Consider the following 16,495-nt stretch of genomic DNA (forward strand, 5'->3'; position numbering starts at 1 on the left):
GCCAGGCCAACGAACATCGCACCGACAAGTCCTCGAGAGGTTGGTGTAAAGTGGGCGGCCGCGTGACCATCGCGACACGAACCATCGCGGCTGACAAGCGGTCAAGAGTCCAGCCCAGAAGAATGCCGAGACAATCCTTCGATGAAATCGCTCAGGAACTCGACGGGACCGTGTGATCGCCCCTATGTTCGCTTAGCGCACGAAGCCCGCGCCAATCCTAGCGCCGCTTCGCCAGCATGAAGCGCGACAGCACGACAACGAGGCCGAAGAAGATCGTCGCGGCGATGAAGAGGAAGGCGGCTGCCGCAATCGCTGGGCTGATGTTCTCGCGAATACTAGAGAACATCTGCCGGGCCAGCGTGCGCTGGTTGGGGCCGGCGACGAAAAGTGTGAGCACAACCTCGTCGAGCGAGGTGGCGAAGGCCAACACCGCGCCGGAGAGTACGCCTGGCAGAGCGAGCGGCAGCGTCACGCGGTGGAAGACCGTTGCGGGCGAAGCACCCAGGCTTTGTGCAGCGAGTTCCACGCGCTCGTCGATGCCGTCAAGCGCCCCGATCACGCTCACCACGACGAAGGGCACGGCGACCACCGTGTGGGCGATGATCACGCCGGCATAGCTGTTCGTTAGGCCGAAACCTGCAAGGAGCACCTGCATGCCGACCCCGAGCACGACGGCAGGAACCACCATCGGCAGTAGGAAGAGCGTGCGCATCGAGCCTCGAAAGAAGATGAGGCGGTTGCGCAGGCCTAGCGAGGCTGCGGTGCCGAGAATGGTGGCGAGCAGCGTCGTGCCCGTCCCGATGATCAGGCTGTTGAAGATCGCCCGTCGCCAGGCATCCGCCGTGAACAGTTCCTCGAACCAGCGCAGTGACCAGGACGGGATCGGATAGGTGAGGATGACGCTCGAGGTGAAGGCGAGCGGCAGGATGGCGATGAGCGGAGCAACGAGAAACAGGATCGTCAGCGAGGCGAAAGCGAACTTCGCAAGTTTCATCGACATGACCTAGCGCCTCCCCGGTTCGCCAGTGGAGAGCCGCGCATAGACACTGTAGAGCAGCAGCGTCGCGACAAGCAGCACGACGCCAAGCGCCCCGGCCATGCCCCAGTTCGCAGAGCCCATGGCGTAGAAGGCGATAATCGAGCTGATCATCTGATCGCCCGGCCCGCCGATCAGCGCTGGCGTGATGTAGTAGCCTATTGCCGAGATGAAGACGAGCAGGCTGCCGGAGGCGATGCCGCGCAGGCTCAACGGCAGCAGCACGCGCAGGAACGCGCGCCATGGCGGAGCCCCGAGCGAGGCGGCCGCCGGCATCAAGTTCTTCGGGATCGTGATAAGGACTGAATAGATCGGCAGCACCATGAAAGGCAGCAGCACATGCGTCATAGCGATAACGACCCCTGTACGGTTGAAGATCAGCGGCAGCGGCGCGCTGATCAGCCCGAGTGTTTGCAGAAGGTCGTTGATCAGCCCTTTTTCTTGCAGCAGGATGAACCACGCGGCGGTGCGCACCAGAAGCGAGGTCCAGAGTGGCAGCAACACGGCGGCCAGCATCAGGTCGCGCTTCCAGCCGGTAAGCGAAGCCGCGATCATTGCATAGGGGAAGCCGATTCCGGCGCAGGCGAAGGTGACGAGCGCGGCAATCCAGAAGGTGCGCACGAGAATAACGCGGTTGACCGACTGGTCGGCCGGCAAATGCTCGATATCGCCGGTGGAATTGCGGCCAAGATCGACGGCGGCGAGCAGGTTCCGGTCGGTGAGCGGCGAGAGCGCGTCGGCGATCGCCAGCCAGAACTCCGGCTTCTCCCAACGTTTGTCGATTGAGACCAGGTTGGCGGGCGGATTCGCCGTGTCGTCGAGCGCTCGCGTCGTCTTTGACATCAGCGTGCGGAAGCCGGAACGGGCGCTGTTGAGGCGGCGGACCATATCGCCGAGCGCCTGATCGTCATCGACGGCCTTCAAGTCTTCCATCAGCGCCATCTGCATGGGCACCGTTGGCGGCGACTTTCGGTCCCAATCCGTCAGCACGACGGCGCTGCGCGGAAGCAGGCGCAGCACGGCCTGATCCGACACGGCCTGCGACATCATACTGAGCAGCGGCCAGACGAAGAAACCTATAAGGAAGAGAAGCAGCGGCGCAAGAAGGGCGACCGACCGCCCGGCCCGGGACGAAACTGCACTCATGGTGCGATGACCCGGCAATCGTTGGCAGAAAAGGCCGCATAGACCTTGGTGCCAGGCGGAAATTCGCGCGACCGGCGACCGAGCTTGGCGATCAGCGGATGGGCGGCGTTTTGCAACTGCACGCGCAGGTGGTCACCTTGGTAAACGGAATCGGTCACTTCCGTTTCCAGGCAATTGCGAGCGTCGCCGCGCGTCTCGCTGAGGTCGACCCGCTCCGGCCGGATGGAGAGAAAAACGGACTGGCCCGAGACCAAGCTGCCGGAACCGGCTGAAACGATGTGCGCACCGGACGGGAGGCGCACGATCGCCTCCTGCCCCTGCACGGCCTCGACGACACCTTCGACCAGATTGGTCTCGCCGATGAATTCCGCGACGAAGCGCGTCGCCGGTTCGTCATAGACCTGCCGCGGCGTACCGATCTGCTCGATCTTGCCCCTGTTAAAGACGGCGACGCGGTCCGACATGGTCAGCGCCTCCGACTGGTCATGTGTGACGAAGACGATTGTCAGGCCAAGGCGGCGGTGCAGGTCGCGGATGTCGAACTGCATCTGCTCGCGCAACTGCTTGTCGAGCGCGCCGAGCGGCTCGTCCATCAGCACGACGCGCGGCTCGAAGACCAGGGCGCGGGAAAGCGCCACCCGCTGTTGCTGCCCACCGGAGAGTTGTGAGGGCCGGCGGTCCGCGAAGGCCGACAGTTGCACCATGTCCAGCGCCCGCGCCACGCGCTCGACAATCTCCGCTTTGCCCAAACCGCGCATCTGCAACGGGAAGGCGACGTTCTCGCCGACCGACATATGCGGGAACAGGGCATAACTCTGAAAGACGACGCCCATGTCCCGCTTGTGGGTCGGAACGTCGTTGATCGCCGTCCCGTCCAACAGGATATTGCCGGAGGTCGGCTGCTCGAAACCCGCCAGCATCATCAGGAGCGTCGTCTTGCCAGAGCCGGAGGGGCCGAGCAGGCTGACGAACTCGCCCTGCCCGATACCGAGAACGAGGTTTTCAACCACACATAGGGGGCCGTAAAACTTAGTGATGCGGTCAAATTGAATGAATTCGGCCACGGAAGACTCCATCGCTAGAGGCGAAGGATGCGTCATCTGGAAGAGCATGGAACGCATCCGCCCGAGCAAGAAGGGCGTCCCATCGGGTACGCCCTTCACCGCGGATGTTCTTACTGGGCCAGCCAGGCATTGAAGCGCTGAGTCAGTGTTTCGGCATTATCGATCCAGAAGTCGACGTTGAGCGAAATCGCCTCTTTCATATTCACCGGATCGGTCGGCAGGTCCTTGGCGAATTCGGGCGGAACCCTCGCTGCGGCTTCCTTGTTCGGCAGCCCGTAAGCTACGAATTCCGGCAGCTTCGCCTGATGCTCGGGCAGGCTCGCGAAGGCGATGAAGTCCTGTGCAGCGTCCTTGTTTTCCGCATCCTTCAGCACCACCCAGCTATCAACGGCGTAAATGCTGCCCGGCCAGACCACCTTAAAGTTCTTGCCTTCCGTGCGGTTGATGCCGGTGATGCGACCGTTGTAGGCCGACGTCATCGCCACTTCGCCGGAAGCGAGGAACTGCAGCGGTTGGGCGCCCGATTCCCACCAAACGATGTGCGGTTTCAGCTCGCCGAGCTTCTTGAAGGCGCGCTCGACCCCTTCGTCGGTCCCGAGCACGTCGTAGAGTTCGTCCTTAGAGACGCCATCGGCAAGCAGCGCGAACTCGAGCGTATATTTCGGACCCTTGCGCAGCGAGCGCTTGCCGGGAAATTTTTCGACGTTCCAGAAGTCCGCCCAGGAGACCGGCCCTTCCTTCAGCTTGTCGCCGTCATAGGCAATCGCCGTGGACCAGACGATTGCGCCGACACCACAGTCATTGACCGCAGATTCGAGGAACTTACCCTTGCCGCCCATTTTGTCCCAGTCGATCGTTTCATAGAGACCGTCGGCACAGCCGAGCGCCAGTTCTTCCGCCTCAACCTGCACCGCATCCCAATTCGGCGCGCCGGCCTTGACCTTCGACTGGATAACGCCAATGCCGCCGTCCCAGGTTTCGTCAAGCACCGGCTTGCCGGACTTTTCGGCGAAGGGCTTGAAATAAATGTCGCGCTGCGCGTCCTGATAGTTGCCGCCCCAAGAGACGACGGTCAGATCCCGTGCGAATGCCGGTGCGGCAGGGCTTGCCGACAGCACGGCGACAGCGGCCACCAGAACGCCCGATTTGAAGATAGTCTTCATTACACTCCCCTTTTCTTCGTTTGTGAAGGAATCCGACGTCAGCGGCCTCCGATAACGATCTCAGGCAACTGCTGACTCGCCACCGCCTTGCCGTATCGCGATGATTACTGTCCGGTCGCTTTTCTACCGAATGATGCATTCCGGTCCTTGTCGGTCAACGGGGCTTCCCCTCGTTGACGATCGTCAGACGTGTTGTCCTCCGTTGATGTGGATTTCCGCGCCGTTGATGTAGGACGATGGTTCGGTGCAAAGGAAATAAATGGTCTCCGCGACTTCGCGCGGTTCACCCAGTCTCCGCATCGGCACTTCCGCCGCCACCAGCTCATCGGTTCCGGGCGAGAGGATAGACGTTTCGATCTCGCCCGGCGCAATGGCGTTCGCCCTCACCCCGCGTTGGCCGAATTCGTGCGCCATTTCGCGTGTCAGAGAGGCAAGCGCCGCCTTGGATGCCGCATAGGCCACGCCGGCAAAGGGGTGGACGCGCGAGCCGGCGATGGACGTAACATTAACGATCGAGCCCTTCGCCGCTTCCAGTTCCGACATGAGCGCGCGGGCGATCAAAGCAGTTGAGACAAGATTGACGTTGAGGACCTGCGTCCATACGTCCGCATCCGTATCCAGCACGCCGAGGCGGTTCTTGCCCGGCCCCTTTGGCGAAATGCCGGCGTTATTGACGAGCGCGTGGAGACGGCCGTTCGGCAGGCGTTCGCGCACGGTCGCCGCCAGGCGGTCAATTTGGGTGAGATCCGCCAGGTCGGCCTGGATATGGCTTTCGCGTGCGGAGGGCCAGGCGCATTCTTCGGCGAAGGGCTGGCGGGAAACGGTGAGAATGCGCCAGCCTTTCGACTGGAAGAGCTTTACAGTTGCATGACCGATGCCGCGGCTCGCCCCCGTCAGCAACATGTAACGGCATTCTTCTGTCATCGGGGCGCTCTCTTTTGATGCTTGATACATCGTAATCTGGAGCGGCTGAAAAGCAAGCCCCTCTTCCAAGCGGGATCAGGCTGGACGTGCCTGCCGCTCCGTAGCCCGCTCAATACGCGCGAGGATCGGCTTGCCTCCGAGCAGGATATCGTCGACGATCGCCATGGAGGCCGCGGCGGAATCGTGCCGTTTCAGGGCTTCGACGACCGGGTAGTGATGGTCGATCATCGCTCGTCCTCCCTCGATGTAGACATCGGAAATGTGCGGCCCCATTTGCAGCCAGAGCCGCCGCAGGATGCCGTTCAGCACTGGGAGCCCAGCGATCTGGGGCAGCATGAAATGGAAGGCCTGATTGAGTTGCGTGCCCTTCAGCCGGTCGCCGGCCTCGATTGCCAGTTCGTTTTCGCGTAGGATTCGCGCCAACGCCTCAATATCCTTACTCGTCGCTACCTGGGCGGCCGTTTCCGCCGCCAGTCCCTCGAGCCGGACGCGGATTGCCCGGATTTCGCGGTAGCGGGTTTCGCTCAGGCCGGGAATGCGGATGTCGCGTGGTGAGCGGAAGGTGATCGCCTCGTCATTGGCAAGCCGGAGGATGGCGTCGCGGATTGGTGTGACGCTCGTGCCGAATTGTTCCGCCAGATCGCGAATCTTCAGCCGATCGCCGGGCTGGAACCGCCCCTGCATCAAGGCATCGCACAACGCGCCGTAGACGGCGCTGTTGAGGTTCTCATGTTCCAGTGTTGCGAAATCAGGCATGGAACTGGTCCGGAAAATGGAATATTAAGATACTTGATGCATCTTTTTCTGCGGTGTTTCAACTATCATGTCCGCCAAACGGTTTCCGCGGCAATGCAGCCAGCGCCTTTCGCCAACAGACGGTACGCGACAATTGAAGACAAGACGGAAAACTGCGCCAATGGAACAAGCATGACGGAGCCAACGCCGGCCACCAAGAAGACGGACTCCATGTCGGCGACATGGAATGTGACGTCCCTTGCCGATGCCGCGGCCGCGGTGATGCGGGTCTATGGGGCGGGCGGCACTGTCAGGCGGCTTTCCAGCGAACGGGACGAGACCTTTCTTTTCACCCGCTCGGATGGAAGGGACTTCATCCTCAAGATCGCCAATCCAGCCGAGGACGCGGCCGCGCTGGAATTCCAGGACGGTGCACTCCTGCATCTGGAGGCTGCCGCCCCCGTTGTGCCGGTACCGCGCCTCGTACGCACGAAGAGCGGAGAGCAGAGCCACACGCTTTCCACCGCAGATGGCCCGCGCGTCATGCGCCTGCTTACGTTCTTGCGCGGCGAATTGCAGTACCGCACTCCTGCTTCCGAGGCGCAAAGCCGGAATGTCGGCAGGGCGCTTGCGGCACTCGGGCTTGGCCTTGAGGACTATCACGGACGCCCACCGGCGGGAAAACTGATGTGGGACATTTCCCATACGCTCGATCTCACCGCCGTCGTCGACCATGTCGCGCCGGAACGGCGGGCGCAGGCGGAGGCCGTGCTGGCGGAGTTCGAGCGAGCGCTTCCCGCAATCACCGGGCTCAAGCGGCGGCAGATCATCCACAACGACTTCAACCCGCACAATGTCCTGCTCGATCCCTCCTCACCCAGCACGGTCGTTGGCATCATCGATTTCGGCGACATGGTGCATGCGCCGCTCATCAACGACCTTGCCGTCGCGCTTTCCTATCATCTGGGGACGGAAAACTGGACGGCGCGCACCGGCTCCTTCCTGGAGGGGTTCCATTCGGTACGTGCGTTAGAGCCCGGGGAAATCGAGGTTCTGCCGGTGTTGACCCGGGCGCGGCTGGCGATGTCCCTCATCATCGCCGAGTGGCGCTCCGCACGCTTTCCGGAAAACCGCGACTACATCATGCGCAATCACGCCACTGCCTGGCGGGGACTTCAAAACATATCCGATCTGACACCGGCCGGGCTGAAAAAGCTCGTTCCCAACCTTTACGAGGTCTGATCATGTCAATGGTGAATGCTTTCTCGCGCGAAGATTTCGAACGGCTCGACAAGGCCGAACGGGCGCTGATCGCGCGCCGGGAAAAAGTGCTCGGTCCCGCCTATCGCCTCTTCTACGAAAAGCCACTGCACCTCGTGCGCGGCGAAGGTGTCTTTCTCTATGACGCGGCCGGGGAACGATATCTTGATGCCTACAACAACGTCTCCTCGGTCGGCCATTGCCACCCGCGCGTGGTGGAGGCTATCACCAGGCAGACCGCCGTGCTTAATACCCATACGCGCTATCTGCACGAGGGAATTGTCGACTATGCCGAGGCGCTAACGGCCACCTTCCCGGAGGCACTCAGTCAGGCCATGTTCACATGCACCGGCAGCGAGGCGAATGACCTTGCCGTGCGCATCGCGCGCTTCGTCACAGGCGGCACCGGCATCATCGCGACGGAGCTTGCCTATCACGGGCTCACGAGCGCCGTGGCGGAATTCTCGCCCTCCCTCGGCGAATCCGTGACGCTTGGGCCGCATGTGCGCACCGTGTCCGCCCCCGACAGCTACCGTCATTCCCCCGAAGAGATAATGGAGAAGTTCGGCCGCGATGTGCGCGCGGCGATTGCCGACCTGAAGCGCCACGGCATCAAGCCGGCCATGCTGATCACCGACACGATCTTTTCGAGCGACGGCATTTTCGACGGGCCGAGAGGTTTTCTGAAGCCGGCGGTGGACGCCATCCACGAGGCAGGCGGTCTCTTCGTTGCGGATGAAGTACAGCCCGGCTTCGGCCGCACGGGCGAGACCATGTGGGGCTTCGAACGCCACGGCGTCGCGCCCGATATCGTGACGATCGGAAAGCCGATGGGCAACGGCTACCCAATGGCCGGCATCGTTCTGCGGCCGGAAGTCATTGCCGAGTTCGGTCCTCGGGCGCGCTATTTCAACACGTTCGGCGGCAACCCGGTCGCTGCCGCCGCCGGCAAAGCCGTGCTGGACACGATCCGCACTGAAGGCCTGCAGCAGAATGCGCTGGTGGTGGGTCGCCATATTATGGAAAGGGTGAAGAGCCTCTCAGCCATCCATCCGGCAATCGGCGACGTGCGGGGCTCCGGGCTCTTCATCGGCGTTGAGATCGTCGCCGACTCGACCATAAAGCATCCTGACGCGGCACTCACGACGCGCATCGTCAACGGCCTGCGCGAGCGGCGAATCCTGATCAGCGCCTCGGGACCGAATGCAAACGTTCTGAAGATCCGCCCTCCCCTCATCTTCTCGCGCGAGAATGCCGACATGCTGGTTGATGCACTCGGCAACGTGCTGAAGACACTGTGAAAGAAGAGGTAAGCGTGTGTCGGTACCATGGTGTGCTTACCCAAAACTCATGATCTGCTTCTGCCCACACCGGTGGACCATCAACATGGAAACGCTGGCATCCACGTTGCGATACAGCGCGACTAGAAACTCGACTGAGGAACGCAGCAACTAGAACGCGCCGAACCCCGCATATGGGACGATGTCCGCAATGGTCGGCGCGACGGTGCCAAGGGATCCGCTGCTCATGAAGTCGCCGGCGACGGCCGAGGTTGCTTGCGAAAGCCTTGCCACGCCCTGATGCGAAATAGTTGCCGGCATGCAGTCAATGTTCGCGAGGGGCGCGCCAAGGCGTGGGAGTCGCAAAATCGGGAGACGCGTTGCCTTCCGCCGACCCGGCTATGCGGAAGCGGGTCCTACGGAGCGCCCAAGGACTTCCTCATCGTTCTGCGGCAAATGACCGTTCGGAGTCATTTTGTCCACCGCGTCCGGGATCGATGTCGAAAGGCGCTTCAGCAGTTCATTGTAATCCAGCCCGGTCTTCGCGGCCAGTTCCTGAAGGGTATCCTTGCCGATCGACGATTCGACCTGTTCGGCCGAAATGCCCTGAGACGGCTTTTCGGCGCTTACCCAGGAGTCTGCCGCCTCCCGGTTCCCACCGTTCTTGAACGCATCGACAAGTTCTCCCAGGCCTTTGCTGAGCGAAGCTTCCCCGGGGTCGCCGAACATCTTGCCGAGTTCGCCGAGAATGCCACCGCTGTTCTGAGCGCCCCCCTTTGCGTCCTGAAAGATCTGTCCCAGCTTATCCCGGTTCTGGTAGCCAGCGACCGCGAGCAGCCCCAATAGCGCCGCGAGCGACGGCATGGTGTTGCGAGATGAGGCCATGTCAGTTCCTTTCTGCTTGGTGAACCCTTAAGCGCGCCGGGCGACGGCGCCCCATAGAAGCAAAACGATCACGGCACCGACGATGGCTCCGATGAACCCGGCGCCCTCGTTGGCGTTGTACCACCCCAATGCCTGCCCCAGATATGACGCGACGAAAGCGCCCACAATGCCCAGGATCGTCGTCAGGACGAAGCCTTTCGGCTCGTTTTCGCCGGGCACGATGAGCTTCGCCACGATACCGGCGACAAAGCCAATAATAATGGTCCAGATTATACCCATTCCAGAAGTCCCTCGTTTTAAGTAGCAAGTCTGCTAATTGCATCGGCGAGTTCCGAGGCTCCGTCCTTTGGAAACAACCAAGGGGCATCAGGAAAACACACATAACACGGCCCGACAAGGAGCATCCCTTGTCTTTTGCCGGCTCGTCAGTCCCCACAGAGGCGCGGCGACGGATATTCCTCCAGGACCGGGGCGGCAAATGAGAGGATCGACGATCTCTATCATGCCAAGTACGCGTTCGGTCCGTACCTGCAGCCGATGATAACGAACGCGTATGCGCGGCCACGGCGAGATCGTGAAAGCATGCCGGAGCTGATCGAGTGTTTCGAACAAGCTCCGGCTCCTGTGGGCGCATGCCCGTAACGTACTCCCGGCGAAGCCTGGAACGGTCTCGTCCTATGCCACCGCACCGGGTGACCGCTTCTGCCGCAAGTCGCCGTTCGTCGCGTGGCATCAGAATTCGGTTGCCGCCATGGTGTCCGGCACCGCGAATGGCCCGAATGAGTCCTAAGCGCACGTGTCAAAGCTTGATCTTCGAGTTGCATGTGAGCGCCTACACCGGCATTGTCCTCTCCTAGACTGAGGAGAATCCCCATGCCGAAGGTCGTTGGAATTGGTGGTGTGTTCTTCAGGGCGGCGGACCCGGCTGGGCTCGCCGAGTGGTACGAGAAGTATCTTGGAATCAACGACCTGCACAAGTCGGTATGGCAGCAAGAGGCAGGGACAACAATTTTCGGGCCGTTCTCCGAGAATACCGACTATTTTGGACGAGCAGAACAGCAGTGGATGATCAACTTCCGCGTCGATGATCTCGATGGGCTCATGGCGAAACTGAGGGCGAGCGGGATCGCGGTGGAAACTCGGGCCGATTGGAATTCGGAAGTCGGTCGATTTGCCCGCATTCACGATCCCGAAGGTAATCCGGTCGAGCTCTGGGAGCAGACGCATGAGTGATGGCGAACGGCTCGTCATGTATGCTCCGATGGCGGAGCTGAGGCGAAATGAAGAACTGACCCCCCCTATTCCTCGATTCGCCTGACACTGCTGACACCGCGTTCCCGTCGTCCGCGCACATCGACTGGTTTTGCTGGGTTGCATTTGATGTGCTGGCGGACCCACGCTACCAAATGCCGCCGAGGAGCGATGGTCCGCCTGAATTCGGAGCGCCCAACCTGACCGGACAGTGATAGAAGATGGGTTGTGCAAAGTGTGAGTTGACCGTTTTAAATAGCGAGGCGACACTCAACCTGCAGCAAGGCGGGAGGAAAAATGATGCCCGAGCCAGACTCCTGGCGCCACATGGCAAGCGCGCCGAAAGACGGCAGTCGGATCCTCGTCACGATTCGCCCGTCCGAACAGGGGGCGGCAGAAGTTGATCTCGTATTTTGGTCGAATGGCGATCAGTTCGGTGCAGATGGCTGGCGCGCCTCTGATTCCTCGCCCGGCCGCATCATCGAATACGCCGAGCCGGAATTGAAGTGCTGGATGCCGATGCCCTCTGCCAATCTCAATCGCACCTCGATGCCCTCACCCTGGGAAGGGGAAGACGAGCGAGAGCTCGACGGGTCGGGGATTTAGAACTTGCGAAGATAAGACGCAGCGGGTGGCGAAACCCGGTTGAGCTATCCATTCGTCCTTGCTGGCTTAGGAAAGCAAGGGAGAGCCTATTGTCCGCTCATGGAGTTCCGGCAATCCGGCCAGGGCGGCGGATTTCGGGAAAGTCCAGCGGACGACCAGCGCTGACGACCTCCTCGTCAACGTGGACCGCCGCCCTCGGATTCTCTCGTTCGATGTAGCTGAAGATGGCGTCGCGATCGTCAAGCGCATATCGCGCCCAGACGAGCTTCATCGATCACCCGCCGCAGCCTTGCGCAAAGCTGCGGCGCGGCGCTCTTGAAAGTGCGCATCGGCGTCGGCGTCGTCCGCATCGGGTCGAGTGTCCTCGAGTGCCCGCAAAACTTTGGCGCGGAACCAAGCGTCGTGAGCCTCTCTGTGGCTGAAACCGCCGAGCGTGATCAGCCACAGCGGAGCGCGGAGTTGGATGAAGTGCTCCTCGACCGCGCCGGCGGCCGATTGGGGGCCACGCCGTAGCAGAGCAGGACGACCGGTATGCCGCTGGCTGGCTCGGAACGGACCGAGGGCCAGGAGGGCGATGAGCAGAAGGCGCTCGCTCACACGATCGCCTCCGGCTCCCGCGAGCCGGCGATGATGCCCGCGATCATCCGCCGGACCATCTCGGGAGTGGCGACGAGCACTACCCGCGCTACCGCTATTCACACGGCGGCAGGCCACTAGCCCAGCCCTGACGCCCCGGCCACGGGCCGGCCAGCCCTGCCTGGCAACGGCCACGAGCAGGATGTGCACCGCACTTCTAAGATCGACTTTGGTGTGCACTGATGCGATCGCCTAATCCAAATTTGGATGCCAAGTAGGCTCCCATAGGCTATGTCAAATTCGTTGCGAGCATCGGTGCTCCGCCGGAGCGATTTACGCATGCTGCTAATCACGGAAGACTAACTCAGAGGGGGAAACCATTTGGTGAATAGCCATCCCGTCGCTTTACTTGGTCTTGGCCGCACGTCCACCAGCTATATTAAACAGGTCGGATTGTTAAACTTTTTTTGGGCGGCGGTAGGCTTCCTCTTGCTTTTTTGCCTAGCTGGTTGTGCTACGCAGCACGTGGAGCCTCCAACGCTGCCCAACACTGAGTCCGCAGCGTTGCACAGGACTCAGACCGTTCGGTCACACCCAAGTTCCGGAACGTTCGACCTCCTCTATATTACCGACCGCGCACCCATAACCGCTTCGGACACCGCGTTGTCCTATGGTGCTGAAAGAGCCATATTCTTGAGCTTCGGGTCGGTGTCGATCGCGTCGACACGCAAACCTCTCACCAGCAAAAATGAGTTACGTGTCAGCGCGGTTTCAGAGACTGGCCGGTTTCCGGCGACACCTTACGGCGTTGAGGCGACCGCAAACGGGCTAAGCCGCTCGCTGGAGGCGGTCACGGCCCACGACCAGGCCGCCGCATCGCTGCAGGCCGAAGTCGCTCGTCGGCTCTCAACAAGTGATCGAAAAGAAGTCGTGGTCTTCATTCACGGTTATGGCAACAGCTTCGACGCCGCCGCGCTCACCACAGGCGAGATTTGCAGGTCGCTGCAGAACCAGTTTGTCTGCATTGTCCTGACATGGCCTGCTGGAGGCTCCGGCGGCTTTTTCTTCGGCTACAATATCGACCGCGAGTCGAGCGAGTTTTCAGTCGCGGATCTTAAGAAAGCCATTCGCATCATCGCCGAAACTCAGGGGCTCGAGCGGCTTCACCTCTTGGCGCATAGCCGCGGGACCGATGTGCTCGCGAGTGTGGTCCAACAACTCAGCATTGAAGCATATGTTAGCCAATCCTCAATGTGGCAGCGCTACAAGATCGCGAACGTGGTGTTTTTCGCGCCTGATATTGATCTCGACGTGGCTTCTTCCAAGATGTTCGCGTGGGTATCGGATCCAGACCTTGCCTTCGGCAACAAACCAAGGCCGAGCACGGTCCCGCCTCAAGGCCCTCTGCATCTCACGGTTTATTCGTCTCCAAGGGACAAAGCGCTGGGGGCATCAACGCTGCTCTTCGGTAGCGCCTTGCGGCTGGGGCAGCTCGCCGTCGACAGGCTTCCCGAAAACAGGAGCGAAGCGGCGTCCAGATGGGCAGGGTCTCAGATGGGTGAGTTAGTCGATTTCATCGAGTTTCCAGGCGGCGGCTTCATTGGCCATAGCTACTTCTTGTCCAATCCCGCCGTTAAAGCTGACTTCATTGCGCTTATCCGCGCTAGAGCAAAGGCTGGCGATCCCCGCCGCCAAATCGTCGAAATCAAACGGCCTTTCTGGCGGGTATCGGATGTCCAGCAGGCCTGGTGATAAGCGCTTTCAGCACTTCGAAACAATCCTACGGAGGTCTGGAGTCGACCGTCGGCGTTTCTGTTCTGAACACTCTCCTGCCTCGGAGGTTTCGGCACAGCCAGTCATTCTCCGTTGTGATTGCTGCGGCCGGTGGAGTCTGTGATTCGGCAAGAACGGTGGTTTGATCCCTCCTGCGCCATCCTGATCAGAGGACAGCGCCCAGCATCTCGGCTCCCGAGGTTTTTTCTCAACAGCCAAACCGTTATAAGGTTTTGGCAGAGACTTATAACAGGGGCGCGAAATGATTGAGACGATTTGTTCAGTAGAAGGGAGCGTCGCTTCGATCTGGTGATGGCCGAACTTGCCGCCGAGAGGCCGCCGTACTCGCGAAGGAGACGCTAATGATGAAAGAGATCGACATCAGCTACCGAGCGATGTTCGCGGAGCTAACGCAGCGGACGCTCGACGCGCAATTCGCGGCGGACTTCCCCTTAGAGGGATAGTTCGTGACCGTGACCGTCAAAGATCGTGACTATTGGTATTTCGATCTCCCTACCCCTCAAGGCAAGGACAAGCGAAGCTATGTCGGGCCACACTCCGACGAGGCGATCACGGAGCGGGTGAAGGCCCACAAGGAGATCAAGGACAACATCCGGGAGCGGAGGCGCATGGTGAGCACGCTGCGCCGTGCTGGCCTCCCCGGTCCCGATCCATTCGCGGGCGACGTCACAAAAGCCTTAGCCCGCCGGATTGCATGAAACGGATGTAAGCAATCGCCCCGGTATCGAAGTTCCGTTGCAGTTGCTCGATCGACAGGTCGAGAATCGTTGACAAGACTGCGGAGCGACCGGCTGCGTTGTTCACCAGAATGTCAATCCGGCCGTAAGCGGCGACGACCTGGTCGACTGCAGCGGTGATCTGGTCAAGCTCGCCCACCTCGCACACAATGCCGATCGCCGCGCCACCGGCTTCAACGATGTCCGCAGCGACGCGATCAACACCGTCAGAGGTCCTCGATGATGTTCGGTCACTGCGCCCATCTACCCCCTTGAGCGCCAAATCCATCCGTTCACTTCCGTACGGATCATGCACTACAAACCCGAGGGACGCCCATTCCCCTGAAAACCCGTGATGCCCTAACGCATATGTATGCGGGCGGCTGTCAGAGCGCATTTTTGTCCCTAGGTAGCATATTCGGCTCGCCGCCCCGCCGGGACGGGGAAAACGCGGTCATAGGCGACATTGAAGACGAAATTGTAGACGAGATAGAAGGCTACAATGGCCAGGTCGAGCTGCAGCGTTTCGAACAACCCCATGTTCAGGTACCAGGCGATGGGCGGCAGCAGGATCGCCAAAAGGCCGATCTCGAACAGCACCGTGTGCACCAGACGCATTTTGAAGGTTTTGGGGGTGTCCCCGAACATCCGGCGCATACCGTGATCGAAACCGAGATTGAAAACGAAATTCCAGATCGTTGCAATTGTGGCGGAGCCGATGCCAACGACGCCCATATGCATGATGGGCTTGTTGAACAGATAGGCCGCAACCGGAGTGATAATCATCAAGCCAATGGCCTCAAACAACAATGCGTGCCGAATCCGGTCCGGGAAAGTGCGCATCTTCACGACGCATCTCCTTTTGAGTTATGTTGATTAGAGCGCTTTATATCTGTATTCCCGAGATCATGAAGTTAGGTCCTATCTGGAAATAAGATGGATGACTGTCTCGATGGAACAGCTGGAGGCCTTCGTTGCGGCGGCCGAACACGGCTCGTTCTCGGCCGCTGGCCGGGCATTACGCAAGGCGCAATCGGCCGTCAGCACGCAGGTCTCGAACCTTGAGGAGGATCTCGGACTGGAGCTGTTCAGTCGGCAGGGGCGCAATCCGACCCTCACTGCCGCCGGCGAACGCCTGTTGTCGGAAGCGAGGCTGATCCTCGACAGGCGTGAGCACCTGATCGGCGTGGCGGCCAGCTTTGAAGCGCATGTGGAGAAGCGTCTGGTGGTCGCTATCGACGAACTCTATCCCGAGCACGCGTTGGGCGAACTGTTTGCCGAGTTTGCCGTGCATTTTCCTCACGTCGAACTCGAGCTGCTGTTCCCGATGATGGAAGATGTCAGCCGGCTGGTCCTCGATGGGAAAGCGGATATCGGCGTCATGTGGCGGCAAGAGGATCTGCCCGCGGAGTTGGGCTTTCACACGATCGGATGGGTGCAGTTGAAATTGGTCTGTGGCAGGAACCATCCGCTTGCCAATGCGGTCGTCGGCTGGGAGGATCTCAAGCGTCACCGCCAAATTATGGTGACGGTGCGCACCGAAGGTATGGAACGGCACCGCCTTCGGGTGGCGGCGGAAGTCTGGTGGGTCGAGAGCCATTGGGTGATTCTGCAGATTCTAAAGCAGGGTATTGGCTGGGCTCTGATCCCTGCGCATATCCTTGCGAGATCCCCGGTGGCGCAGGATCTTGCGATCCCCGCGCTTCAATTCGACGACGGCGCGCATCCGGTGGCGTTAGAGCTGGTCTGGCACAAGCAACGCCCCAGCGGCCCAGCGGCGACATGGTTGCGGAAGCGCTTCGCGACGACCAAAATCGACATGGTCGCTGAGTGACGGCATCCCGGAGCATCTAGTTGCATCGGTGATTGCCACGAGGGCTTGGCGCGAGCCGAGGAAACTGGATGACATCTTGAGTCAGACTGCAGCCCTCGATTGGCATGCACCACTTGAGCGCGATGTTAGTAAGAGCGCACAAGCTCAGCCATAGCGGTCTTGTCCGGGATCCGGCTGCAGAATCTCTCGGGCCACCATGGCATGGGTGCCCTCATGACGAGGAGG

17 protein-coding genes and 3 pseudogenes are annotated in these 16,495 nt (G+C 60.7%); 8 read left to right on the forward strand and 12 right to left on the reverse strand.

Features of this window, described 5'->3' with window-relative positions; all coding sequences use genetic code 11:
• Positions 1-217: 217 nt before the first annotated feature.
• The 6 genes from PZL22_RS25880 to PZL22_RS25905 all read right to left on the reverse strand — a co-directional run bounded on the left by PZL22_RS25880 (position 218) and on the right by PZL22_RS25905 (position 6,089).
• Positions 218-1,000 carry an ABC transporter permease gene (locus PZL22_RS25880; protein ID WP_014990212.1) on the reverse strand — a complete coding sequence of 261 codons (783 nt, stop codon included), beginning with the start codon at positions 998-1,000 and terminating at the stop codon, positions 218-220.
• A gap of 3 nt (positions 1,001-1,003) precedes the next feature.
• The gene (locus PZL22_RS25885; RefSeq protein ID WP_095919098.1) at positions 1,004-2,182 is read right to left on the reverse strand and encodes an ABC transporter permease; all 1,179 of its coding nucleotides are present in this window, start codon (positions 2,180-2,182) and stop codon (positions 1,004-1,006) included.
• The gene (locus tag PZL22_RS25890) at positions 2,179-3,294 is read right to left on the reverse strand and encodes an ABC transporter ATP-binding protein (RefSeq protein WP_013845629.1); all 1,116 of its coding nucleotides are present in this window, start codon (positions 3,292-3,294) and stop codon (positions 2,179-2,181) included. Before PZL22_RS25890 ends, PZL22_RS25885 begins: the two co-directional genes overlap by 4 nt.
• A 62-nt stretch (positions 3,295-3,356) precedes the next feature.
• Complete coding sequence (locus tag PZL22_RS25895) at positions 3,357-4,409, reverse strand: ABC transporter substrate-binding protein (protein WP_014528878.1); 1,053 nt, start codon at positions 4,407-4,409, stop codon at positions 3,357-3,359.
• 183 nt (positions 4,410-4,592) lie between these two features.
• Positions 4,593-5,333 (reverse strand): SDR family NAD(P)-dependent oxidoreductase, encoded by a 741-nt coding sequence (locus tag PZL22_RS25900; RefSeq protein WP_013845631.1) that lies wholly within the window; start codon positions 5,331-5,333, stop codon positions 4,593-4,595.
• 75 nt (positions 5,334-5,408) lie between these two features.
• Positions 5,409-6,089 (reverse strand): GntR family transcriptional regulator, encoded by a 681-nt coding sequence (locus tag PZL22_RS25905; protein ID WP_010967933.1) that lies wholly within the window; start codon positions 6,087-6,089, stop codon positions 5,409-5,411.
• A 171-nt stretch (positions 6,090-6,260) separates the two neighbouring features.
• On the opposite strand from PZL22_RS25905, the gene PZL22_RS25910 reads away from it, so the two are divergent.
• A complete protein-coding gene (locus tag PZL22_RS25910) occupies positions 6,261-7,310 on the forward strand; it encodes a phosphotransferase (RefSeq protein ID WP_164843023.1) in 1,050 nt (349 codons plus the stop codon).
• 2 nt (positions 7,311-7,312) lie between these two features.
• Complete coding sequence (locus tag PZL22_RS25915; RefSeq protein ID WP_127700862.1) at positions 7,313-8,629, forward strand: aspartate aminotransferase family protein; 1,317 nt, start codon at positions 7,313-7,315, stop codon at positions 8,627-8,629.
• A 378-nt stretch (positions 8,630-9,007) separates the two neighbouring features.
• Here PZL22_RS25915 and PZL22_RS25920 read toward each other — a convergent pair whose 3' ends face one another.
• Together PZL22_RS25920 and PZL22_RS25925 are read right to left on the reverse strand one after the other, a co-directional pair.
• Positions 9,008-9,493: a YidB family protein gene (locus PZL22_RS25920; protein ID WP_010967936.1), complete on the reverse strand. Its 486-nt coding sequence runs from the start codon at positions 9,491-9,493 to the stop codon at positions 9,008-9,010.
• Between the two features lie 27 nt (positions 9,494-9,520).
• Positions 9,521-9,772, reverse strand: a complete 252-nt coding sequence (locus PZL22_RS25925) for a GlsB/YeaQ/YmgE family stress response membrane protein (RefSeq protein WP_003534243.1) — start codon at positions 9,770-9,772, stop codon at positions 9,521-9,523.
• Between the two features lie 594 nt (positions 9,773-10,366).
• On the opposite strand from PZL22_RS25925, the gene PZL22_RS25930 reads away from it, so the two are divergent.
• Positions 10,367-10,726: a VOC family protein gene (locus PZL22_RS25930; protein ID WP_013845635.1), complete on the forward strand. Its 360-nt coding sequence runs from the start codon at positions 10,367-10,369 to the stop codon at positions 10,724-10,726.
• Between the two features lie 318 nt (positions 10,727-11,044).
• On the forward strand, positions 11,045-11,350 hold the full coding sequence (locus tag PZL22_RS25935) for a hypothetical protein (protein WP_013845638.1): 306 nt from the start codon (positions 11,045-11,047) through the stop codon (positions 11,348-11,350).
• A 103-nt stretch (positions 11,351-11,453) separates the two neighbouring features.
• On the opposite strand, the pseudogene PZL22_RS25940 reads toward PZL22_RS25935, so the two are convergent.
• Both PZL22_RS25940 and PZL22_RS25945 read right to left on the reverse strand, forming a co-directional pair.
• Positions 11,454-11,621: pseudogene (locus PZL22_RS25940) on the reverse strand (type II toxin-antitoxin system RelE/ParE family toxin); the annotation flags it as partial.
• Positions 11,618-11,947, reverse strand: a complete 330-nt coding sequence (locus tag PZL22_RS25945; RefSeq protein WP_017268224.1) for a hypothetical protein — start codon at positions 11,945-11,947, stop codon at positions 11,618-11,620. The pseudogene PZL22_RS25940 and the gene PZL22_RS25945, both read right to left, overlap by 4 nt.
• Between PZL22_RS25945 and PZL22_RS25950 the strand changes: the two genes are divergently transcribed.
• The 3 genes and pseudogenes from PZL22_RS25950 to PZL22_RS25960 form a co-directional block, all read left to right on the forward strand.
• Positions 11,882-12,067: a hypothetical protein gene (locus PZL22_RS25950; protein ID WP_013845639.1), complete on the forward strand. Its 186-nt coding sequence runs from the start codon at positions 11,882-11,884 to the stop codon at positions 12,065-12,067. The two genes, PZL22_RS25945 and PZL22_RS25950, sit on opposite strands and share 66 nt — an antisense overlap.
• 240 nt (positions 12,068-12,307) lie before the next feature.
• The gene (locus PZL22_RS25955) at positions 12,308-13,678 is read left to right on the forward strand and encodes an alpha/beta hydrolase (protein WP_013845640.1); all 1,371 of its coding nucleotides are present in this window, start codon (positions 12,308-12,310) and stop codon (positions 13,676-13,678) included.
• A gap of 383 nt (positions 13,679-14,061) precedes the next feature.
• Positions 14,062-14,403 (forward strand): annotated as a pseudogene (locus PZL22_RS25960) (nucleotidyltransferase family protein); the annotation flags it as partial.
• 4 nt (positions 14,404-14,407) lie between these two features.
• Here the strand turns inward: PZL22_RS25960 and PZL22_RS25965 are convergent.
• Both PZL22_RS25965 and PZL22_RS25970 read right to left on the reverse strand, forming a co-directional pair.
• Positions 14,408-14,680: pseudogene (locus PZL22_RS25965) on the reverse strand (SDR family NAD(P)-dependent oxidoreductase); the annotation flags it as partial.
• Positions 14,681-14,841: 161 nt separating this feature from the next.
• On the reverse strand, positions 14,842-15,285 hold the full coding sequence (locus PZL22_RS25970; protein ID WP_127700858.1) for a PACE efflux transporter: 444 nt from the start codon (positions 15,283-15,285) through the stop codon (positions 14,842-14,844).
• A 91-nt stretch (positions 15,286-15,376) separates the two neighbouring features.
• Here PZL22_RS25970 and PZL22_RS25975 point away from each other — a divergent pair, with 91 nt between their 5' ends.
• Complete coding sequence (locus PZL22_RS25975) at positions 15,377-16,270, forward strand: LysR family transcriptional regulator (RefSeq protein WP_010967943.1); 894 nt, start codon at positions 15,377-15,379, stop codon at positions 16,268-16,270.
• The last annotated feature ends 225 nt before the right edge of the window (positions 16,271-16,495 follow it).

The organism is Ensifer meliloti, assembly GCF_030064585.1.
Classification (GTDB): Bacteria; Pseudomonadota; Alphaproteobacteria; order Rhizobiales; family Rhizobiaceae; genus Sinorhizobium; species Sinorhizobium meliloti.